This window comes from Phycicoccus avicenniae (assembly GCF_050496545.1).
GTDB classification, from domain to species: domain Bacteria; phylum Actinomycetota; class Actinomycetes; order Actinomycetales; family Dermatophilaceae; genus Phycicoccus; species Phycicoccus avicenniae_A.
This window is the reverse complement of record NZ_JBNVZV010000010.1, coordinates 90,802-112,278: the sequence shown is the minus strand read 5'-3', so window position 1 is coordinate 112,278 and position 21,477 is coordinate 90,802. Positions and strand designations below refer to the sequence as shown.

The following is a 21,477-nucleotide window of genomic DNA, read 5'->3' as shown; positions in this document are numbered from 1 at the left end:
ACTCAGTCGAGCGGGAGCCCGAGGAGGGCGTTCTCGACGACCTCGGCCAGCGCCGGGTGGATCCAGTACTGGCCGCGGGCCACCTCGTGGGCCTGCTGGCCCAGGCTCGCGGCCTGGATGAGCGGCTGGATGATGCTGGACGCCTGCGGCCCCAGCGCGTGGGCGGCGAGGATCCGCCCGTCCGGGCTCGCGTGCACCGTCAGGAGCCCCGTGGTGTCCTCGAGGGCCCAGCCGTACGCGACGTCCCCCACCTTCTGCGTGTACGAGACGAACTCGGCCCCCTCCGAACGCAGCCGGTCGGCCGTCGGACCGAAGGAGGCGACCTGCGGATGACCGAAGACGGCGTGCGGGACCGGGCGGCCGTCGTCCTCGCGGGCCGGCCCCGGGACGCGCCCGAGGTCGACGGCGAGGTTGTGGGCGACGATGCGAGCCTCGTGGTTGGCGACGTGCTTGAGCTGATGCTCGGACGAGATGTCGCCGAGCGCCCAGACGTTGGGGACGCTGGTCCGCTGCTGTGCGTCGACCACGAGCCGGCCGTCCGGGTGGGTCTCCAGCCCGCCGGCCAGGACGTCGAGCAGGTCGGTGTTCGGGCGGCGCCCGACCGCCAGCAGGACCGTCTCGGCCTCGAGGTGGCCCTCGCCAACGGGACCCTCCGTGGTGAGCCGCCACGTGCCGTCGACGTGCTCGGCGTCGGTCACCTTCGTGCGCAGCCGCACGTCGTACCGGCCGCCCGCGACCTCGGTGTAGCGCTGCGAGATCGCCTCCTCCTCGGCCATGAGCAGCCGCGGCGAGCGCTGGACCTGCGTCACGTGCACGCCGAGGGCGGAGAAGACGTGCGCCATCTCGCACGCCACGAAGCCACCGCCGACGACGACCATCCGCGCGGGGAGGGCGTCCATCCGCATGACGGTGTCGGAGGTGTGGACGCCGTGGTCCGGGTCGGCACCCGTGAGGCCGTCGACGGCCAGGCCGACGGCTCGGCTGCCGGCCGCGACGACCACGCGCTCGGCCGTGACCTCCTCCCCGGTGTCGAGCACGAGGGTGCGTGGGCCGGTGAACCGGGCGCGGGTGCGGTAGAGCGTGACGTGGTCCTGGCCCTGCCGGTACTCCTCGCCGCCGTGCGAGATCGGGTCGATGCGGCCGAAGATCCGGTCCCGGATGGCCGGCCAGTCGACGGTGGGGGCGCCGAACGTGACGCCCAGGCGAGCGGCGTCCTCGGCCTCCACGACACGGTCCGCGGGCAGGACGAACATCTTCGTGGGGATGCAGCCGACGTTGAGACAGGTGCCCCCGAAGGTGCCCTTCTCGACGATGGCGACGTCCAGGCCCTCCAGCTCGGGGGTGAGGAGCGAGTTCCCCGAGCCGCTGCCGATGATGACGAGGTCGTGGTGGGGCATGCCCGTCAGCGTAGGTGGCGGCGCAGACGTCGCCGGAGCCGACCGGCGAACGAGCGCGCCCGCGACACCGGCGAGGACATCGCCGGCGTCGGCTTCGGCCCGCTCGGGCGGGTCACGTGGAGGGCCAGCCGCCCGCCCTGCGTGCGGTACGGGGCGGCGACGTCGGTGCCGACGGGGACGGGCCCGGGCAGGGCGAGGTCCTCGTCCACCCGGACGAGGACCCGCGAGTCCACACCCGCGACGAGCGTGTGCAGCCGCAGGTCCCAGCGGCCGCGGCCGACCGGGTGACCCGCCCGCGCGGTGGAGGGGTCGACCTCGGCGACGACCGTGGCCTCCCAGACGGGCCCGTCGGGGCCCTCGACGACGCCGGCGGTGACCGCCGCGGGCTGGAACCACTCGGCGTTCGTGGACCGCTCGACGAGCAGCAGGTCGACCCGGGCGTCGGCGAGCTCGGCGGTGACGTCGAGCCTGGAACGGACCAGGTCCTCCGGCACGTCCGCGTGGGGTCGCAGGAGGAGCCGGTCGCCGTCACGCTCGAGGACCAGGTCCGGACCGTCGCCGTGGAGGAGCCGGACGCGGACGGTGACGCGCAGCCGGTCACCGGCCCGCTCGACGGCGACGGCCTGCGGCCGCGTCGTCGGGATCCGTTCGGGCACACCGAAGGCGGCGACCGAGTCGAGATCGCCGGAGCGGAAGAAGGCGGCGCGCATCCGGTCGTGCGCACCGAGCCCGGCATCGAGGTGCTCGGGCATCCGGTCGAGGACGACACCGCGGGCCGCGTCGAAGAAGGCCCGCCGGTACTCCGGGTCCCACGACGGCAGGCCCGAGGGGCTGGCCCGGTTGAGGATCATCGTGCGCAGCAGCAACCGGCGGGCGTCGTCACGCACCTCCGGCGGGTGCGGCCACCGGTCGATCTCGTCGAGGACGCGCCGGGCCGCGCCGAAGTACTCGAGCGGGTCCGGGTGGCGCAGCGAGCTGTTGTCGCCGTGGATGACCCACTGGTAGCAGGCCTCGTCCGCGACGACGGCGGTGCGCGGCGCGTGCACCTCGGCCGCGGCGAGCAGGTGGACGTCCTCGAGCCGGCGCAGCGACTCGTCGAAGCCGATGCCGTGCTCCTCGAGGAAGGCCGTGCGGTACATCCGGTGCGGCGTGGACACGGCGAAGACGTGGTCGCGGGTGACGTGCGCGTCGTCGCTGCTCGCGCGGAACGCGTCCAGCCCGATGGTCCGGCCGCCGGTGCGCACCTCCTTGCCGAGGACCACGTCGGCACCGGCACGGTCGCCCGCGGTGACCATCGCCTCGAGCGCGCGCGGCCAGAGCAGGTCGTCGTGGTCCATGAAGAGCACCCACCGGCCGCGGGCGAGGCCGGTGCCGACGTTGCGCGGGCGGCACGGCCAGCCGGAGTTCGGGATCTCCTCGACGGTCATCCACGGGCGGTCGGCGGCCAGGGTGCGCAGCGTGGTCGGGGTGTCGTCGCCGGAGCCGTCGTCGACGGTCACGAGCTGGAGCCGGTCGGTCCCGATGCTCTGCCGCTCCATCGCCCGCACGAGCTCGAGCAGCGGCTCGCCCGTGCGGAAGGTGGCGACGACGACGGTGACGTCCGGTCGGTCGGTGGGGGGCGCGTCCATCGCCGGACAGGCTAGCCGGGCACCGTCCACAGGGGCGGCGCGGCAGGGCCGTCGTCCACAGACCGGGGCCGGGGTCTGGCGGACGGGGGGTCGGCCGGGGTGGGCTGGACCGGTCGAGAGGGGACGCGGTGACGGACGTCGCGGAGTTCGAGCGGTTGGCGGTCCGGGTGCGGGCGGTGGCCGACGAGGTGGGGCTGCGTCGTGCCGCGCTCGTGCGTGCGGGGACTCCCGGATGGGAGGGGCCGGCCGCCGAGCAAGTAGGGGAGCGGGTGCAGGCGAGGGCCGCCGCGCTCGCCACGCTCGAGGAGGAGCTCGGATGGCTCGCCGACGCCGTGCGGGCGCTGGCCGTGGCCGCCTCGGCCGAGGAGGCGAGTGGCGGTCTGGGGCGGGCGTCGTGACCGTCGTCGGGGTGCGCTCGGACGCGCTGCACGTTCTCGCGGCCCGGCTCGTGGCCGCTGCTGACGCACTGCGCGAGCAGGCCTCGCTGCTGGCGTCCGGGTTGGGCCGGTGCCGGTCGCCCGGGGTGTCCGGTGGGACGGTCGTGCTCGGGGCCTGGGTGCGGGTCGAGGCCGACGCGCTGCGTCTCGTCGGGCCGGCAGGGCTGTGGGGCGAGGCGCTGGCTCTCGACGCCCTCGCGGTGCGGGTGCGTCTCGCCGCCCGGGCGTACGAGGAGGTCGAGCGCGCCGCCGCGGCCGTGCTGGGAGCGGTGCGCTCCGGCGCGGACGGCGCGACCCGGGCCGGACTGCTCACCGACGACGGAGCGGTGCCGGTCCTGCGCCCGGTCACCCCGACGTGGGACGCCCGGCCGTTCACCGGTCCGGCGGACCTCGTCGCCCTGGGCCGGGGCCTGGACGGTGGGCGGGTCAGGGTCGTCGAGCTCGCGGAGCCGGGCGGCGGGTCGGCGTTCGTGGTCGTCGTCCCGGGGACGCAGGAGTGGTCGCCGCGCCCGGGGGACAACCCCTTCGACCTCACCGGCGACGTGCGCGCGGTGCTCGGGGACGCGACGGTCGCGTCGGCCGGCGTGGAGGCGGCGCTGACCCTCGCCGTGGTGTCCGCGGCGGCGCAGGGGAGGGCGGTCGACGGCGCGGTGCTGCTCGTCGGGCACAGCCAAGGCGGCATCCACGCCGCGGCGCTCGCGGCCGACCCCGCGTTCCGCGCTCGGCACCGCGTCACCCACGTCGTCACCACCGGGGCACCGGTGGGCGTCTTCGCCGTCCCCGGGACGGTACGGGTGCTCTCGGTCGAGCACGCCGACGACCCCGTGCCGACCCTCGACCTCACGCCCAACCCCGCCCGGCCGTCCTGGCTGACGCTGCGCGTCGGGGAGGGGCCGGGCACCGACGTGCGGCGGCACGCGCTCGACGGCTACGTCGGGACGCTCGCTGCCGCGCAGGGTGCCCCACGTGGCACGGTGCCCGGGCTCGGGGCGTGGGAGGCCTCGGCCGCGGCCTTCCTGCACCGGCCGGTCCGCTCCGTCACCGAGGTCGTGATCGAGAGGGGGTGGCAGAATCCACGCCCGTGACCCCCTCCTCGGCGCTCGCCACGGTCCTCGTCGACGAGCTGGTCCGGGGTGGCGTGCGCGACGTCGTCCTCGCGCCCGGGTCGCGCTCGGCCCCGATGGCCTACGCGCTGCTCGACGCCGACCGGGCCGGCCGGCTCCGGCTGCACGTGCGCGTCGACGAGCGCTCGGCCGGCTTCCTCGCCCTGGGGCTGGCCAGGGGCTCCGGACGGCCGGTGCCCGTCGTCACGACGTCCGGCACGGCCGTGGCCAACCTGCACCCGGCGGTCCTCGAGGCCCACCACGCCGGCGTGCCGCTGCTCGTCCTCTCCGCCGACCGCCCGCACGAGCTGCGCGGCACCGGGGCCAACCAGACGACGCAGCAGCCGGGTCTCTTCGGCGGTGCGGTGCGCTGGTCGGCCGACCTGCCCGCGCCCGACGCCGTGCCCGCCGACGGCGACGGGCGGATGCCCTCGTGGCGGACGGCCGCCTGCCGGGCGCTCGCCGCGGCCACCGGACTGCTCGGCGAGGACCCCGGCCCGGTGCACCTCGACGTGGCCTTCCGCGACCCCCTCGCGCCGGACACCGCGGAGGGCGCCGGCCTGCCGGAGCACCTCGCCGGCCGCCCGGGCGGCGCGCCCTGGACCGAGGTGCTGGCCCGGCTCCCCGAGACGCATCGCCCCTCGGGGGTCGGGTCGTCGGTCGAGCACGTCGAGCGGACGCTCGTCGTCGTCGGCGACCTGCCCGCCGTGGTCGGTCAGGAAGCCGTCGCGTGGGCGGCGTCCCGGGGGTACCCCGCCGTCGCCGAGCCCTTCGCCGGACCGACCGCGCGGGCCGGTGCCCTCCCGCACGGGCCGCTGCTGCTCACGGCCACCGACTGGGTCGACGCCCACCTCCCGGAGCGGGTCGTCGTCGTCGGGCGGGTCACCCTCGCCCGGCCGGTCGCCGCGCTGTTGCGGCGACCGGGGGTGCGGGTCGAGGTCGTCACGGGGGCGACGACCTGGCCGGACCCCTCCCACGTCACCGAGCGCGTCCACCCGTGGGCCGCGCTGACCGGGGACCTCGCGGCCGACCGCGCCCCGGCCGACCGCAGCGACTGGGCGCGCGCCTGGGACGAGGCCGGCGAGCGCCTTGCCGAAGCCGTTGCCGCACAGGGCTTCGCATGGCCGAGTGGCCTCGCCGTGGCCGCCACCCTGCACGACGCCCTTCCCGCGGACGGCGTCCTCGTCATCGGCTCGTCCAACCCGGTCCGCGACCTCGACCTCTCCACCCGGGGCCGCCGCGGGGACCCGCACGTCGGCGTCCGGGTGCACGCCAACCGCGGGCTGGCGGGCATCGACGGCCTGCTCTCGACCGCCGCCGGGGTCGCCCTCGGCCTGGGCCGCCCCACCCACGCGCTGCTCGGCGACCTGACCTTCCTCCACGACGCCAACGGCCTGCTCCTCGGGCCGGGTGAGCCGCGCCCGGACCTCACCGTGGTCGTCGTCAACGACGACGGCGGCGGCATCTTCACCACGCTCGAGCACGGTGCCCCCGAGCGCGCGGCATCCTTCGAGCGCGTCTTCGGCACCCCGACCGGCACCGACATCGGGGCCCTGTGCCGGGCGCACGGCGTGACGCACGTCCTCGTCGACACCGCCGAGGCGCTCGCCGCGCAGGTGGGTCGGGTTCCCGAGGGGCTGCGGGTCGTCGAGGTCCGGGTCGACCGAGGCACGCATCGGCAGGCGCACGCCGACCTGCGTGCGCTCGCCGCCCGCACCCTCACCGACCCGGCCTGACCCCCCGACCCCTTCCCACCCGACTGATTGCCCATTCGCCACGTCGGAGGGCCCTCCAGAGGGCATTCGAGGTGGCAGATGGGCAATCAGTGGGGTCGGAGGTGGGGGTTGTCGAGGGTCGGGGTGGGCCCGATTTCGGCCCGGCACCACCGGTTGCGAGAATCGGGGCGTGCCCACGACCCCCACCCGCACCGACGTCCTCGTCGTCGGTGCCGGCCCCGCCGGAGCCTCCGCCGCCGCCTGGGCGGCCCGCGCCGGACGCGACGTCGTCCTCGCCGACGCCGCCACCTTCCCCCGCGACAAGACCTGCGGCGACGGCCTGACGCCGCGCGCGGTCGCCGAGCTCGACCGGCTCGGCCTCGGCGACTGGCTGCGCGGGCACACCGTCAACCAGGGGCTGCGCGCCCACGGCTTCGGCCAGACCCTCCACCTGCCGTGGCCCGGCGGCACCCTGCCCGACCACGGCTCGGCCGTCCCGCGCACCGAGCTCGACGACCGCATCCGCACCACCGCGCTGGAGTCCGGCGCCACCGGGGTCGAGGGTGCCAAGGCGGTCGACGCCACGGTCGAGGGCGGACGCGTCCGCAGCGTCACCTTCCGGCGCGCGGACGGCTCGACCCACGAGATCGCCTGCGAGCGGCTCGTCGTCGCCGACGGCGTGCGCTCGGGGCTCGGCAAGGTCCTCGGCCGCGAGTGGCACCAGGACACCGTCTACGCCGTGGCCGGCCGCTGCTACGTCGACTCCGACCGGGCCGACGACCCCTGGATCAGCAGCCACCTCGAGCTGCGCTCCGAGTCCGGCGAGGCGCTCCCCGGGTACGGCTGGATCTTCCCGCTCGGCGGCGGGCAGGTGAACGTCGGCGTCGGCACGCTCGCCACCACGAAGCGCCCGGCCGACGTGGCCATCAAGCCGCTGATGCGCCACTACACCGACGAGCGCCGCGCCGACTTCGGCCTCACCGGCGAGCAGCGGATGCCGACCAGCGCGCTCCTCCCGATGGGCGGTGCCGTCAGCGGTGTCGCCGGGGCCAACTGGGCCCTCGTCGGGGACGCCGCCGCCTGCGTCAACCCGCTCAACGGCGAGGGCATCGACTACGGGCTCGAGACCGGGCGCTTCGTCGTCGACCACCTGGACGACGACCTCGCCACCGTCTGGCCCGCGCTGCTCGCCGACCACTACGGCGAGGCGTTCTCCATCGCCCGGCGGCTGGCCGGCGTCTTCACGACGCCGCGCATCCTCTCGGCCCTCGGCCCGGTCGGCATGCGCAGCGACTGGCTGATGACCCTCGCCCTGCGCTGGATGGGCAACCTCGTCACCGACGAGGACCGGGACACCTCGGCCCGCGTCTGGCGCTGGGCCGGCCGGCGCTCGGTCGCCGTCGACGCCCGCCCGCCCTTCACCTGACCGGTCCGGCCCCGGGGTCGAGGGCGGAAACGGTCGCCAGGACGGCCACTTCCGCACTCGACGCAGGGGCCCATCGGGTCGAGGGCGGAAACGGTCGCCGGGACGGCCACTTCCGCACTCGACTCCGCCCGGGAGGGTCGGTCAGGGGGTGTCGGCGGTGAGCGCGTCGCGCATCGGCACGAGCTTGGCCGCGCTCTCGGCCAGCTCGTCGGCCGGCACCGAGCCCGCGACGATGCCGCAGCCGGCGAACAGCCGCATCGTCGACGGGTCGTCACCGTCGACCGCCCCGCACCGCAGGGCGATGCCCCACTCGCCGTCACCGTCGGCGTCGATCCAGCCGACCGGCCCGGCGTACCGCGCGCGGTCCATGTGCTCGAGCTCGGCGATGACCTCGTCGGCCACGGCCCTCGGCGTGCCGCACACCGCGGCGGACGGGTGCAGCGACGCGGCCAGCGTGAGCGACGAGGTGTCGTCGACGAGCACGCCCGCCACGTCCGTGGCCAGGTGCATCACGTTGGAGAGGTGCAGCACGAACGGCGCCTCGGGCACGTTCATCGACGAGCAGTGTGGCGCGAGCGCGTCCGCGACCGACCGCACCGCGTACTCGTGCTCCTCGAGGTCCTTGGACGAGCGCGCCAGCGACGCAGCCAGCGCGAGGTCGTGCGCGTCGTCGCCGGTCGGCCGGATGGTCCCCGCCAGCACCCGCGAGGTGACGAGGCCCTTCTCGCGCCGCACGAGCAGCTCGGGCGTCGCGCCCACCAGCCCGTCGACGGCGAACACCCACGTCGTGTCGTAGCGCTCGGCGAGCCGGCGCAGCAGCCACCGCACGTCCAGCGGTGAGCGCACCGACACCTCGAGGTCGCGCGCGAGCACCACCTTGTCGAGCTCACCGGCGGCGATGCGCGAGACCGCCGTGGCGACCGCGCCCTCCCACGCCGCGGGGTCGAGAGCCCCGTCGGCGAACGCGACGTCGAGCGGCCGCTCGGGCTCGGGCTGCACGGACACCTCGGCCGGGCCCGGCACCGACGCCACGGCGCCCTCGGCACTCACGGTGGTCAGCCAGGCGACGTCACCGCGACGCCCCACCACCACCGACGGCACGACCAGGGTTCCGCCGGAAGGGGATCCGTCGGCGTAGGCCACCGACCCGAAGGCCACCGGCCCGGTCCCCGGCAGGTCGACCTCGTCACGGACGACGGCCGAGCCGACGAGCCCGTCCCACCAGGCCGACAGCTCGGCGAAGCGCTCCGCGCCGACGGCCACGTGCGACGCCGCGCGTCCCCAGCCCACGAGACCCTCGCCGCGGCGCACCCACGAGCACGCGTCGGTCGGACCGCCGGCGGGCAGCACGGCGAGCAGGTCGGAGGCGACGGCGGGGTCCAGCGGCACGGTGCGGGCCACCAGCGGGGCGGCAGCAGCAGCGGCATCAGGGGCCTGGCGGCCCGCGGGGAGCGTGGTCATCAGCAGGCAACGATACGGCGCCGTGCGGGGGCCCCGGGCATCGGTGCGAGGATGGCCACCATGTCCCGCGCCTCCCTCGAGAAGGACCCCCGCGACGTCGCCGCGATGTTCGACGACGTCGCCACCCGCTACGACGTGACGAACGACGTGCTCTCCCTCGGTCAGGACCGGCTGTGGCGCCGCGCCGTCGTCGCCGCCTGCGACGCGAAGCCCGGCCAGCGCGTCCTGGACATCGCCGCGGGCACCGGCACGAGCAGCGAGCCCTTCGCCGACTCCGGCGTCGACGTCGTCCCGGCCGACTTCTCGCTCGGGATGCTGCGCGTCGGTCACCGCCGCCGCTCCGACCTCGGCTTCACCGCGGCCGACGCGATGAACCTGCCCTTCGCCGACGCGAGCTTCGACGTCGTGACGATGAGCTTCGGCCTGCGCAACGTCGCCGACCCCTCCGCCGCCCTGCGCGAGTTCCACCGGGTCACCAAGCCCGGCGGGCGACTCGTGGTGTGCGAGTTCAGCACCCCGACCAACGGCGCCTTCCGCACCGTCTACACGAACTACCTGATGCGCGCGCTGCCGCCGGTGGCCCGCAAGGTCAGCTCGAACCCCGAGTCCTACGTCTACCTCGCCGAGTCGATCCGCGCCTGGCCCGACCAGCGGGGCCTCGCCCGCCAGGTCGCCGACGCCGGCTGGACCGGGGTCCAGTGGCGCGACCTCAGCGGCGGCATCGTCGCCCTGCACCGCGCGACGAAGGCGCCCGTCGAGGGTTAGGCATACCTGAGTGCAGGTCGTCGGAGGTGCGGCCTAGACTTCCGACGTTCGTGAACACGTTCACAAGCAGGCACGACCAGCAGCAGAGGACCCGGTGACCACCACGCCGCGCGCGGGCGACCGCGCTGCTCAGGGGCGCGAGACGCCCCTGGGTGCGACGTACGTCACGACCCCTAGGATGGCCGGGACGCCGCACGCGGCCCCGGCGCCCGTCGACCACCCGACGAACCCGAGCAGCGAAAGGGGAGTTCGCCCGCGATGAGCAACCCCTACGTCCCCCTCCTCATCCTCCTGGCGCTCGGCTTCGGCTTCGCGGCGCTGTCGGTGGGGACGAGCCTCGTCGTCGGGCCGAAGCGCTACAACCGCGCCAAGCTCGAGGCCTACGAGTGCGGCATCCAGCCCACCCCCCGCGCCACGGGCGGCGGCCGCGTGCCGATCAAGTACTTCCTGACCGCGATGCTCTTCATCATCTTCGACATCGAGTCGGTCTTCCTCTACCCCTTCGCCGTGGCCTTCGACCAGCTCGGCCTCTTCGCCCTCGTCGAGATGGTGCTGTTCATCCTCACCGTCTTCGTCGCCTACGCCTACGTCTGGAAGCGGGGCGGTCTCGAGTGGGACTGAGCGCCGCACGCACCGCACCGACCACCACCTGCACGACCGTCGACACCGCCCGGGAGGCGTGATGGGACTCGAGGAGAAGCTGCCCGCAGGGTTCGTCCTCACGACGCTGGAGAACGTCGCCGGCTACATGCGCAAGGCCTCGATCTGGCCCGCGACCTTCGGCCTGGCCTGCTGCGCCATCGAGATGATGGCCGTCGGCACCCCCGACTACGACATCGCCCGCTTCGGCATGGAGCGCTTCAGCGCGACCCCGCGCCAGGCCGACCTGATGATCGTCGCCGGCCGGGTCAGCCAGAAGATGGCCCCCGTCGTGCGCCAGGTCTACGACCAGATGCCCAACCCCAAGTGGGTCATCTCGATGGGCGTCTGCGCGTCCTCGGGCGGCATGTTCAACAACTACGCCATCGTCCAGGGCGTCGACCACGTCATCCCGGTCGACATCTACCTGCCCGGCTGCCCGCCGCGCCCGGAGATGCTGCTCAACGCGATCATCGAGCTGCACGACCAGATCCAGAACAGCAAGCTCGGCGTCAACCGCATCGCGGCTGCCCGCGCCGCCGAGGAGGCCGCCCTGCGCGCCACCCCGACCTCGCAGATGGCCCCCACCCACGACCACCTCGCCCACCTCGCGGCCCCGGCCGGGAAGAACCTCCTCGCATGAGCGACGACAGCAAGCGCAGCGACGACAGCCCCGTCCAGCCGATCCCCGACAAGGAGGTCGACTCGGCGCAGACGCGCACCGACGACGACCCCCGCTCCTCGGACACCGCCCAGCACACCGGCGGCGGCCGCGTCGTCGAGCTCACCGGTGACGGCGAGGCCGGCGAGCCGGTCCAGATCGGCGAGCGGCGCGGCATGTTCGGCGCCACCCGCGGCCAGGACACCTCCGGCTACGGCGGGCTCGTCACCCCCACCCTCCTGCCCGGCGCCAGCCCGCGCCCGTACGGCGGGTTCCACGACGAGGTCGCCGACACCCTCGGCCAGGCCCTCGAGGGCGGCCTCGACGCCGCCGTCGAGAAGGTCGTGGTCGACCGCGGCGAGATGACCCTCTTCGTGCGCCGCGAGCACCTCCTGCAGGTCGCCCGCACGCTGCGCGACCACCCGGCGCTGCGCTTCGAGATGTGCATGGGCGTCTCGGGCGTGCACTACCCGGGCGAGGCCGGCCGCGAGCTGCACGCCGTCTACCCGCTGCTCTCGATCACCCACGGCAGCCGCCGCATCCGCCTCGAGGTCACCTGCCCCGACACCGACCCGCACATCCCGTCGGTCGTCGAGGTCTGGCCGGGCAACGACTGGCACGAGCGCGAGACCTGGGACATGTTCGGCATCGAGTTCGACGGCCACCCCGCGCTCACCCGCATCCTCATGCCCGACGACTGGCCGGGCCACCCGCAGCGCAAGGACTACCCCCTCGGCGGCATCCCCGTCGAGTACAAGGGCGGCGTCGTGCCGCCGCCGGACCAGCGGAGGGCGTACAGCTGATGACGACCCACGAGCAGGACACCGTGACCGACGAGCCCACCGTCGACCCGTACGGCGCGTCCGTCGACGACGACACCGAGGGCGCCCGCGTCTTCACCGTCTCCGGCGGCGACTGGAACGACCTCGTCGACGAGGCCACCGCCCTCCACGAAGAGCGGATCGTCGTCAACATGGGCCCGCAGCACCCGTCCACCCACGGTGTGCTCCGCCTCATCCTCGAGCTCGACGGCGAGACGGTCACCGAGGCCCGCGCGGGCATCGGCTACCTGCACACCGGCATCGAGAAGAACATGGAGTTCCGCACCTGGACGCAGGGCGTCACGTTCTGCACCCGGATGGACTACCTGACGCCGATGTTCCAGGAGACGGCCTACTGCCTCTCCATCGAGAAGCTGCTCGGCATCACCGACCGCATCCCCGAGCGCGCCTCGATCATCCGCGTGATGATGATGGAGCTCACCCGCATCAACTCCCACCTCGTGGCCCTCGGCACCGGCGGCATGGAGATGGGCGCGACCACCGTGATGACGGTCGGCTTCCGCGAGCGCGAGCGCATCCTGCGCGTCTTCGAGGCGGTCACCGGCCTGCGGATGAACAACGCCTACATCCGCCCCGGCGGCGTCGCCCAGGACGTCCCGCACGGCGCGGTCGCGATGGTGCGCGGCGTCATCACCGAGCTGCGCCGCGGGCTCGGCGAGCTCGAGGCCCTCCTCAACGAGAACCCGCTGCTCAAGGGCCGCACGGTCGGCGTCGGCTACCTCGACCTCACCGGCTGCATCGCCCTCGGCGTCACCGGCCCGGTCCTGCGCTCCACCGGCCTGCCGCACGACCTGCGCAAGTCCGACCCGTACTGCGGGTACGAGACCTACGACTTCGAGGTCGTCACCCGCACCGGGTGCGACGCCTACGACCGCCTGCGCATCCGCATCGACGAGATGTACGAGTCGCTGAAGATCGTCGAGCAGTGCCTCGACCGTCTCCAGCGCACCGAGGGCCAGCCGGTCATGGTCGAGGACAAGAAGATCGCCTGGCCGGCCCAGCTGGCCATCGGCGGCGACGGCCAGGGCAACAGCCTCGACCACATCCGCGAGATCATGGGCACCTCCATGGAGGCCCTGATCCACCACTTCAAGCTCGTCACCGAGGGCTTCCGCGTGCCGCCGGGCCAGGCCTACGCCGCCGTCGAGTCCGCGAAGGGCGAGCTGGGCTGCCACACCGTCTCCGACGGCGGCACCCGCCCCTACCGGGCGCACTTCCGCGACCCGAGCTTCAACAACCTCCAGGCCACGGCCGCGATGTGCGAAGGCTCGCAGGTCGCCGACGTCATCGTCGCCGTCGCCTCCATCGACCCCGTCATGGGAGGTGTCGACCGCTGATGGCCGGTGACTTCGGTCTGCAGTCCGCTTCCGGGCACCTCACGGTGCCCGAGGAGTCCAAGGAGCGTTACCCCGCCGACGTCGAGGCGCAGTTCCGCGCCGACGCCGCGCAGGTGATCGCGCGCTACCCGCAGAAGCGGTCGGCGCTGCTCCCGCTGCTCCACCTCGTCCAGTCCGTCGACGGCTACGTCACGGGTCGCGGCATCGACCTGTGCGCCGAGCTGCTCGACCTCAGCACGGCCGAGGTCAGCGGGGTCGCGACGTTCTACACGCAGTACAAGCGCCACCCCAACGGCGAGTACACGGTCGGTGTCTGCACCAACACCCTGTGCGCCGTCATGGGCGGCGACGAGATCTGGGAGTCGGTCTCCGAGCACCTCGGCATCGGTCACGACGAGACCACCGAGGACGGCAAGATCACCCTCGAGCGGGTCGAGTGCAACGCGGCCTGCGACTACGCGCCCGTCGTGATGGCCAACTGGGAGTTCTTCGACAACCAGACCCCCGAGTCCACGAAGCAGCTCGTCGACGAGCTGCGCGAGGGCAAGGACGTCAAGCCCACCCGCGGCCCGAACCGCGTCTGCACCTTCAAGCAGGTCAGCCGCACCCTCGCCGGGTTCTCCGACGGTCTCGCCGACGAGGGCGTCGGCGCGGGCCATGCCTCGCTCGTCGGCCTCGAGCTCGCCAAGCGGCACGGCTGGGAGGCGCCCGAGGGCGGCTCGGCCAACGGCTCCGGCGGCGCGGGCGCGACGGCCGCGGCCAAGGCCCCCGGCAGCACCGAGGTCACCCCGGCCTCCGACGACGCGAAGGCCGACAAGGTCGAGCCCGCCGCCGAGCGCGACGAGTCCGACGACACCCCCGGTGACGAGAAGCCGGCGAAGAAGACGGCCGCGAAGCGGGCGGCGAAGAAGGCCGGCGACAAGGTGGCCCCGGAGGCCGCCGACGGCCCGCCCGTCGTCTCCACCGGTGACGGCGTGAGCGGGGTTGCGCGCCAGGCCGAGGCCGCCGCCGACCGCGTCGACGTCGCCCCGGTCCAGGGCGCCGACCCGCAGAAGGCCGCGGACCGGGCCGCCAACGTCTCCGCGCAGAGCGCCTCGGTGCCCGTCGACGACGACGCCACCCCGGCCGCCACCCTCTTCGACGCCGCCGACACCGACGACAGCACCGACGGGAAGGGCGAGTGATGGCGAGCACGCTGACCCCCATCCTCAGCAAGGACTGGGACCACGCCACGTCCTGGACCCTGAAGACCTACCGCGAGGGCGGCGGCTACAAGGCCCTCGACAAGGCCCTCGGCATGGAGCCCGCCGACATCCTCGGGATGGTCAAGGACTCCAGCCTGCGCGGCCGTGGCGGCGCCGGGTTCCCCACCGGCATGAAGTGGTCCTTCATGGCCCCGCCGGACGGCGGCCCCCGCTACCTCGTCGTCAACGCCGACGAGTCCGAGCCGGGCACGTGCAAGGACATCCCGCTGATGATGGCCAACCCGCACGTGCTCATCGAGGGCGTGATCATCAGCTCGATCGCCATCGGCTGCGAGCACGCGTTCATCTACCTGCGCGGCGAGGTCGTCCACGTCTACCGCCGCCTGATGCGCGCCGTCGAGGAGGCCCGCGCGGCCGGCCTGCTCGGCACGGACATCAACGGCTCGGGCAGGACCGTCGAGATCACCGTGCACGCCGGCGCCGGCGCCTACATCTGCGGCGAGGAGACCGCGCTCCTCGACTCCCTCGAGGGCCGCCGCGGCCAGCCCCGCAGCAAGCCGCCGTTCCCGGGCGCCGCGGGCCTCTACGCCCGCCCGACCTCGGTCAACAACGTCGAGTCCATCGCCTCGGTCCCCGGCATCGTCCTCGAGGGCGTCGACTGGTTCACCGGCATGGGCACCGAGAAGTCCACCGGCTTCGGCATCTTCTCGCTCTCCGGGCACGTGAAGAACCCCGGCCAGTTCGAGGCGCCGCTCGGCATCACGATGCGCGAGCTCATCGACCTCGCCGGCGGGATGCGCGACCCCGACAAGGAGCTGAAGTTCTGGACCCCCGGCGGGTCGAGCACGCCGCTCTTCACCGCCGAGCACCTCGACGTGCCGCTCGACTTCGAGTCGGTCGCCGCGGCCGGCTCGATGCTCGGCACCCGCGCCCTCCAGGTCTTCGACGAGACGGTCTGCGTCGTGCGCGCCGTCGACCGCTGGACCGACTTCTACCGGCACGAGTCCTGCGGCAAGTGCACCCCGTGCCGCGAGGGCACGTGGTGGCTGAAGCAGATCCTCGGCCGGCTCGAGCACGGGCAGGGGTCCGAGGAGGACCTCGACAAGCTCCTCGACATCTGCGACAACATCCTCGGGCGCAGCTTCTGCGCCCTCGGTGACGGCGCGACGAGCCCGATCACGAGCTCGATCCAGTACTTCCGCGACGAGTACGTCGCCCACCTGACCCACGGAGGCTGCCCGTTCGACCGGGCCGCCTCGACCGTGTGGGCCAAGGACGGCGGCGCGAAGGAGACCGTCTCCGCATGACTGCCACGCCCGAGACCCAGGCCCCGGTCGAGCTCGTCACGCTGACCATCGACGACGTCGAGGTGGCGGTGCCCAAGGGCACCCTCATCATCCGCGCCGCCGAGACCGCCGGGATCGACATCCCGCGGTTCTGCGACCACCCCGGCCTGGACCCCGTCGGCGCCTGCCGCCAGTGCCTCGTCGAGGTCTGGATGCCCGGCCGCCCCGGCCCCGACGGCACGCCCGGCGAGCCGACCCAGATGCAGGGTCCGCCCGGCCGGATGAAGCCGCAGGCCTCCTGCACGATGACCGTCGCCCCCGGCATGGTCGTCAAGACGCAGTACACGTCCGAGGGCGCCGACAAGGCGCAGAAGGGCGTCATGGAGCTGCTGCTCATCAACCACCCGCTGGACTGCCCGGTCTGCGACAAGGGTGGCGAGTGCCCGCTGCAGAACCAGGCGATGAGCAACGGCCGCGGCACCTCGCGCTTCGAGGACGTCAAGCGCACCTACCCCAAGCCGATCAAGATCTCCTCGCAGGTCCTCCTCGACCGCGAGCGCTGCGTGCTCTGCGCCCGCTGCACCCGCTTCTCCGACCAGGTCGCCGGTGACCCGTTCATCGCCCTCGTCGAGCGCGGCGCGCTGCAGCAGGTCGGCATCTACGAGGAGAAGCCGTTCGAGTCCTACTTCTCCGGCAACACCGTCCAGATCTGCCCGGTGGGCGCGCTCACCGGTGCGGCCTACCGCTTCCGCAGCCGCCCGTTCGACCTCGTGTCGACCCCGAGCGTCTGCGAGCACTGCGCCAGCGGCTGCGCCCAGCGCACCGACCACCGCCGCGGCACCGTCCTGCGCCGGATGGCCCAGGCCGACCCCGCCGTCAACGACGAGTGGAACTGCGACAAGGGCCGGTGGGCGTTCGCGTACACCGGTGTCGGTGACCGCCTCGAGCTGCCGATGGTCCGCGGCGAGGACGGGAAGCTGCGGGTCGCCTCGTGGCGCGAGGCCCTCGAGCGGGCCGCGGCCGGGCTGCGTGCGGCCTCGGGCACCGGCGTGCTCGTCGGCGGCCGGGTGAGCGCCGAGGACGCCTACGCGTACTCGAAGTTCGCCCGCACCGTGCTCGGCACGAACGACGTCGACTTCCGCGCCCGCCCGCACTCCGCCGAGGAGGCCGACTTCCTCGCCTCCACGGTCGTCGGCACGGGCCCGGCCGGTGGCGCCGTCACCTACGCCGACCTCGAGGCCGCGAAGGCCGTCGTCCACGTCGGCTTCGAGCCCGAGGACGAGTCGCCCATCGTCTTCCTCCGCCTCCGCAAGGGGTTCCGCCGCAACGGCACCCGCGTGTTCGGTGTCGGCCCGGTCGCCACCCGCGGCCTGGCCAAGACCGGTGGCACCCTCATCCCCACCGCTCCCGGCACCGAGCCCGAGGTCCTGCGGGCCCTCGCCGACGGCTCGGGCACCGAGGCCGTCGAGGCCGCCGCGTCCGCGCTGCGCGAGGGCGGCGTCCTCCTCGTCGGCGAGCGCCTCGCGATGGTCCCCGGCGCGCTGAGCGCCGCGGTCGCCCTCGCCGAGGCCACCGGCGCCCGCCTCGCGTGGGTGCCCCGTCGGGCGGGGGAGCGCGGTGCCCTCGAGGCCGGCGCGCTGCCCACCCTGCTGCCCGGTGGCCGTCCGGTCGCCGACGCCGCCGCCCGCGCCGAGGTCGCCTCCGCGTGGGGCGTCGCCTCGGTCCCCGAGGCCTCCGGCCGCGACACCGCCGGCATCCTCGCCGCGGCCGCGTCCGGTGAGCTCGGTGCGCTCGTCGTCGGTGGGGTCGACCCCGCCGACATCGGCACCGCCGGTGCGGCCGATGCGTTCTCGACCGCGTTCGTCGTCTCCCTCGAGATCCGCCCCTCGGCGGTCACCGAGCACGCCGACGTCGTCCTGCCCGTCGCGGCGCACGCCGAGAAGGGCGGCACGTTCGTCGACTGGGAGGGTCGTCCGCGGGCCTTCGAGGCCGCTCTGGACACCTCCTACGTCAGCGACTACCGCGCCCTCGACATGCTCGCCGACGAGATGGGCGAGTTCCTCGCCACGCGCACGCTGCGCGAGGTCCGCGCCGAGATGCAGCAGCTCGGCCCGTGGGCCGGCGCCCGTCCGGCCGCCCCGCAGGTCGAGGCCGGCGAGGTGCCGAGCCTCGAGCCCGGCACGCTCGTCCTCGCCACCTGGCGTCACCTCCTCGACAAGGGGTCGCTCCAGGACGGTGAGCCGCACCTGGCCGGCACCGCCCCGCGCCCGCGGGCCCGGGTCTCGGCCGCCACGGCCGCGGCGCTCGGTGTCGCGGACGGCGAGGAGCTGCGCGTCGTCGCCGGCGGCACCACCGTCGTCGCCCCGGCGCTCGTCCACGAGATGGCCGACCACGTCGTCTGGCTCCCCACGAACTCGCAGGGCTGCGACCTGCGGGCGACCCTCGCGGGCGCACCCGGTGCGCTCGTCACCGTCACCAAGGAGGGGTCCGCATGAGCGCGGTCGCCGCAGTCCCCGAGCTCGTCGCGCTGGCGACTGCGAACTCGGACAACCCCCGGGCCGACTTCAGCGACACCCCGATGTGGCTGAGCCTGGTCAAGGCCCTCATCATCTTCGTGTACCTGCTGGTCTCGACGCTGCTCGTCATCTGGTTCGAGCGCCGCGTCATCGGCCGGATGCAGCAGCGCCCGGGCCCGAACCGCAACGGCCCGTTCGGCCTGCTGCAGACCCTCGCCGACGGCATGAAGTCGATGCTCAAGGAGGACGTGCGGCCCAAGGCGTCCGACGCGTTCGTCTTCACCCTCGCGCCGCTCATCACGGCGACGATGTGCTTCGTCTCGTTCTCGATCATGCCGCTGGCCGGCGAGGTCTCGATGTTCGGGCACTCCACGCCGTTCCAGCTCACCGACACCCCCGTCGCGGTGCTCCTCGTGCTCGCCGTCGCGGGCATCGGCATCTACGGCGTCGTGCTCGCCGGCTGGTCCTCCGGCTCGCCCTACCCGCTCATGGGTGGCCTGCGCGCGTCGGCGCAGATGATCTCCTACGAGATCGCGATGGGCCTCTCGCTCGTCGCCGTCTTCCTCTACGCCGGCTCGATGTCCACCTCGCAGATCGTCAACGCGCAGAACGGCCTCTGGTTCGTCGTGCCGGCGTTCTTCAGCTTCTTCGTCTACGTCATCACGATGGTCGGCGAGACCAACCGCCTCCCGTTCGACCTCGCCGAGGGCGAGGGCGAGCTCACCGGTGGCTTCCACACCGAGTACGGCTCGATGCGCTTCGCCATGTTCTTCCTCGGCGAGTACATCAACATGTTCACCGTCGCGGCCCTGGCCACGACGATGTTCCTCGGTGGCTACCAGGCGCCCCCCGGCATCGCGGCGATCAACGACGGGATGTTCAACGAGGGCTGGTGGGGCGTGCTCTGGTTCACCGCCAAGCTGTGGGCGTTCATGTTCGTCTTCGTCTGGCTGCGCGGCTCGCTGCCGCGCGTCCGGTACGACCAGTTCATGCGCTTCGGCTGGAAGTTCCTCATCCCGGCCACGCTCGGCTGGGTCGTCCTCGTCGCGTTCTTCCGCGCCGGCCAGAACGGCTGGCTCGGTGACGACGTCGTGGTCGCCGGACGCAGCTTCCCCATCATCTCGCTCGCGCTCGTCGGCCTCATCGCCGTCGCCGCGCTGGTCGGGGGATGGCTGTGGGACAGCCGGGTCGAGCGCCGCGAGGCGGCATCGCACCCGCGCGTCCCGGAGGAGATCGACCCCTACGCCGGTGGCCACCCCGTGCCCCCGATGCCCGGCCAGCGCCTGCGCGAGCCCTCGCTCGCCGCGCCGGCCCTGACCGCCGGGTCCGACACCAAGGAGGCCACTCGTGGCTGACGAGCAGAAGAAGTCCGGCTTCTTCTCCGACCTGTTCGCCCCCGTCGCCGGCTTCGGCGTCACCTTCTCGACGATGTTCCGCAAGGTCATCACCGAGGAGTACCCGGAGGAGAAGCGCCCGACCCAGCCGCGCTTCCACGGCCGCCACCAGCTGAACCGCCACCCCGACGGGCTCGAGAAGTGCGTCGGCTGCGAGCTGTGCGCGTGGGCCTGCCCGGCCGACGCGATCCTCGTCGAGGGCGCGGACAACGACGACTCGGAGGGCGGCGAGGGTCGCTTCAGCCCGGGGGAGCGCTACGGCCGCGTCTACCAGATCAACTACCTGCGCTGCATCTTCTGCGGGCTGTGCATCGAGGCCTGTCCGACCCGCGCGCTGACGATGACCAACGAGTACGAGCTCGCCGACAACAACCGCGCGGACCTCATCTTCACCAAGGACCAGCTGCTCGCCCCGCTCCAGCCGGGGATGCTCCGCCCGCCGTTCCCCATGGCCGACGGGATGGAGGAGCGCGACTACTACCTCGGGAAGGTGACCGAGGCCGTCGACTCCCAGCGCGAGGTCGTCGCCGCGCGCACCCGCACCGACGACGCGGAGGTGACCTCGTGACCGGCACCGGCGAAGAGGTGATGTTCTGGATCCTCGGGCCGCTCGCGGTCCTCGGCGCCCTCGGCCTGGTCTTCGCGAAGAAGGCCGTCCACGCCGCGCTCGGCATGGCGCTGACGATGATCATCCTCGGCGTCTTCTACATCGCGCAGGACGCCGACTTCCTCGGGGTCATCCAGATCTTCGTCTACACCGGCGCGGTCATGATGCTCTTCCTCTTCGTGCTGATGCTGGTCGGTGTCGACTCGAGCGACAGCCTCGTCGAGACCCTCACCGGGCAGCGCTGGGCCACTGCGGTGCTCGCGCTCGGCCTCGGCGGCCTGCTCGGCTTCCAGGTCGGGCACGTCACCTGGGGCACGGCCGTCGGCCTCGAGCAGGTCAACGGCGAGACCGGCAACGTCTCCGGCGTCGCCCAGCTGATCTTCGGCCGCTACGTGTGGGTCTTCGAGATGACCAGCGCCCTCCTCATCACCGCGGCGCTCGGCGCCATGGTGCTCGCGCACCGCGAGCGCCTCGGCAAGGGCCCGAACCAGAAGGAGTGGAGCAAGCGGCGCTTCAAGGAGGGCGAGCACCTCGCCGGCCTCCCCGCGCCCGGTGTCTACGCGCGGCACAACGCCGTCGACACCCCGGCGCTGCTGCCCGACGGCACGCCGTCCGAGCTGTCGGTCTCGCGCGTGCTCACCGCCCGCGACCAGAACCGCTCGCCCGAGCTGTACGTCGAGGGCGAGCACCAGATCGAGCGCGACGTCCAGGAGGGCACCGAGCGATGAGCCTCGTCAACTACGTGTACCTGGCGACGATCCTCTTCGTCATCGGTGGGGCGGTCGTCCTCACCCGGCGCAACGCGATCATCGTCTTCATGGGCGTCGAGCTGATGCTCAACGCGGCGAACCTCGTCTTCGTGACGTTCGCCCGGATGCGCGGCTCGCTCGACGGCCAGGTCCTCGCCCTCTTCGTCATGGTGGTCGCCGCCGCGGAGGTCGTCGTCGGCCTCGCGATCATCATGGCGATCTTCCGGTCCCGCCGGTCGGCCTCGGTCGACGACGCGAACCTGCTGAAGCTGTAAGGAGCTGACGTGCACTCTCTGATCACCGAGGGCG

General features: G+C 73.5%; 18 protein-coding genes and 1 pseudogene. 16 read left to right on the top strand and 3 right to left on the bottom strand.

What is annotated here, in order from left to right; translation table 11 throughout:
* Window positions 1–2: 2 nt before the first annotated feature.
* Window positions 3–1,397 (bottom strand): mycothione reductase, encoded by a 1,395-nt coding sequence (locus ACQZ2A_RS10600; RefSeq protein WP_430210549.1) that lies wholly within the window; start codon window positions 1,395–1,397, stop codon window positions 3–5.
* Between the two features lie 5 nt (window positions 1,398–1,402).
* Window positions 1,403–3,025: a glycosyltransferase family 2 protein gene (locus ACQZ2A_RS10595; protein ID WP_430210546.1), complete on the bottom strand. Its 1,623-nt coding sequence runs from the start codon at window positions 3,023–3,025 to the stop codon at window positions 1,403–1,405.
* A 128-nt stretch (window positions 3,026–3,153) separates the two neighbouring features.
* Between ACQZ2A_RS10595 and ACQZ2A_RS10590 the strand changes: the two genes are divergently transcribed.
* From ACQZ2A_RS10590 to ACQZ2A_RS10575, 4 genes are all read left to right on the top strand, one after another.
* Window positions 3,154–3,423 carry a hypothetical protein gene (locus ACQZ2A_RS10590; RefSeq protein WP_430210543.1) on the top strand — a complete coding sequence of 90 codons (270 nt, stop codon included), beginning with the start codon at window positions 3,154–3,156 and terminating at the stop codon, window positions 3,421–3,423.
* On the top strand, window positions 3,420–4,547 hold the full coding sequence (locus tag ACQZ2A_RS10585) for a hypothetical protein (RefSeq protein WP_430210541.1): 1,128 nt from the start codon (window positions 3,420–3,422) through the stop codon (window positions 4,545–4,547). The genes ACQZ2A_RS10590 and ACQZ2A_RS10585 overlap by 4 nt, the downstream gene beginning before the upstream one ends.
* Window positions 4,544–6,301, top strand: coding sequence for a 2-succinyl-5-enolpyruvyl-6-hydroxy-3-cyclohexene-1-carboxylic-acid synthase (gene menD / locus ACQZ2A_RS10580; protein WP_430210538.1), 1,758 nt, complete (start codon window positions 4,544–4,546; stop codon window positions 6,299–6,301). The genes ACQZ2A_RS10585 and menD overlap by 4 nt, the downstream gene beginning before the upstream one ends.
* 169 nt (window positions 6,302–6,470) lie before the next feature.
* Window positions 6,471–7,706: a geranylgeranyl reductase family protein gene (locus ACQZ2A_RS10575; protein ID WP_430210535.1), complete on the top strand. Its 1,236-nt coding sequence runs from the start codon at window positions 6,471–6,473 to the stop codon at window positions 7,704–7,706.
* Between the two features lie 141 nt (window positions 7,707–7,847).
* Here ACQZ2A_RS10575 and ACQZ2A_RS10570 read toward each other — a convergent pair whose 3' ends face one another.
* Entirely contained in the window at window positions 7,848–9,167 is a 1,320-nt protein-coding gene (locus tag ACQZ2A_RS10570) for an isochorismate synthase (RefSeq protein WP_430210533.1), read from the bottom strand.
* A gap of 60 nt (window positions 9,168–9,227) precedes the next feature.
* Between ACQZ2A_RS10570 and ACQZ2A_RS10565 the strand changes: the two genes are divergently transcribed.
* From ACQZ2A_RS10565 to nuoK, 12 genes and pseudogenes are all read left to right on the top strand, one after another.
* Window positions 9,228–9,932: a demethylmenaquinone methyltransferase gene (locus tag ACQZ2A_RS10565; RefSeq protein ID WP_430210530.1), complete on the top strand. Its 705-nt coding sequence runs from the start codon at window positions 9,228–9,230 to the stop codon at window positions 9,930–9,932.
* Between the two features lie 258 nt (window positions 9,933–10,190).
* Window positions 10,191–10,553, top strand: a complete 363-nt coding sequence (locus ACQZ2A_RS10560) for an NADH-quinone oxidoreductase subunit A (protein ID WP_430210527.1) — start codon at window positions 10,191–10,193, stop codon at window positions 10,551–10,553.
* A gap of 61 nt (window positions 10,554–10,614) precedes the next feature.
* The gene (locus ACQZ2A_RS10555; RefSeq protein ID WP_430210526.1) at window positions 10,615–11,214 is read left to right on the top strand and encodes a NuoB/complex I 20 kDa subunit family protein; all 600 of its coding nucleotides are present in this window, start codon (window positions 10,615–10,617) and stop codon (window positions 11,212–11,214) included.
* Window positions 11,211–12,035: an NADH-quinone oxidoreductase subunit C gene (locus ACQZ2A_RS10550; protein WP_430210523.1), complete on the top strand. Its 825-nt coding sequence runs from the start codon at window positions 11,211–11,213 to the stop codon at window positions 12,033–12,035. The genes ACQZ2A_RS10555 and ACQZ2A_RS10550 overlap by 4 nt, the downstream gene beginning before the upstream one ends.
* The gene (locus ACQZ2A_RS10545) at window positions 12,035–13,411 is read left to right on the top strand and encodes an NADH-quinone oxidoreductase subunit D (protein ID WP_430210520.1); all 1,377 of its coding nucleotides are present in this window, start codon (window positions 12,035–12,037) and stop codon (window positions 13,409–13,411) included. Before ACQZ2A_RS10550 ends, ACQZ2A_RS10545 begins: the two co-directional genes overlap by 1 nt.
* A pseudogene (gene nuoE, locus ACQZ2A_RS10540) lies at window positions 13,411–14,265 on the top strand (NADH-quinone oxidoreductase subunit NuoE); the annotation flags it as partial. The gene ACQZ2A_RS10545 and the pseudogene nuoE, both read left to right, overlap by 1 nt.
* Window positions 14,266–14,594: 329 nt before the next feature.
* Window positions 14,595–15,923, top strand: coding sequence for an NADH-quinone oxidoreductase subunit NuoF (nuoF, locus tag ACQZ2A_RS10535; protein WP_430210517.1), 1,329 nt, complete (start codon window positions 14,595–14,597; stop codon window positions 15,921–15,923).
* Window positions 15,920–18,397, top strand: coding sequence for an NADH-quinone oxidoreductase subunit G (locus ACQZ2A_RS10530; protein ID WP_430210514.1), 2,478 nt, complete (start codon window positions 15,920–15,922; stop codon window positions 18,395–18,397). The genes nuoF and ACQZ2A_RS10530 overlap by 4 nt, the downstream gene beginning before the upstream one ends.
* The gene (nuoH, locus tag ACQZ2A_RS10525) at window positions 18,394–19,773 is read left to right on the top strand and encodes an NADH-quinone oxidoreductase subunit NuoH (RefSeq protein ID WP_430210511.1); all 1,380 of its coding nucleotides are present in this window, start codon (window positions 18,394–18,396) and stop codon (window positions 19,771–19,773) included. Before ACQZ2A_RS10530 ends, nuoH begins: the two co-directional genes overlap by 4 nt.
* A complete protein-coding gene (gene nuoI / locus ACQZ2A_RS10520) occupies window positions 19,766–20,380 on the top strand; it encodes an NADH-quinone oxidoreductase subunit NuoI (protein ID WP_430210508.1) in 615 nt (204 codons plus the stop codon). Before nuoH ends, nuoI begins: the two co-directional genes overlap by 8 nt.
* Window positions 20,377–21,147, top strand: a complete 771-nt coding sequence (locus ACQZ2A_RS10515; protein ID WP_430210506.1) for an NADH-quinone oxidoreductase subunit J — start codon at window positions 20,377–20,379, stop codon at window positions 21,145–21,147. Before nuoI ends, ACQZ2A_RS10515 begins: the two co-directional genes overlap by 4 nt.
* Entirely contained in the window at window positions 21,144–21,443 is a 300-nt protein-coding gene (gene nuoK / locus ACQZ2A_RS10510) for an NADH-quinone oxidoreductase subunit NuoK (protein WP_430210503.1), read from the top strand. The genes ACQZ2A_RS10515 and nuoK overlap by 4 nt, the downstream gene beginning before the upstream one ends.
* Window positions 21,444–21,477 lie beyond the last annotated feature (34 nt).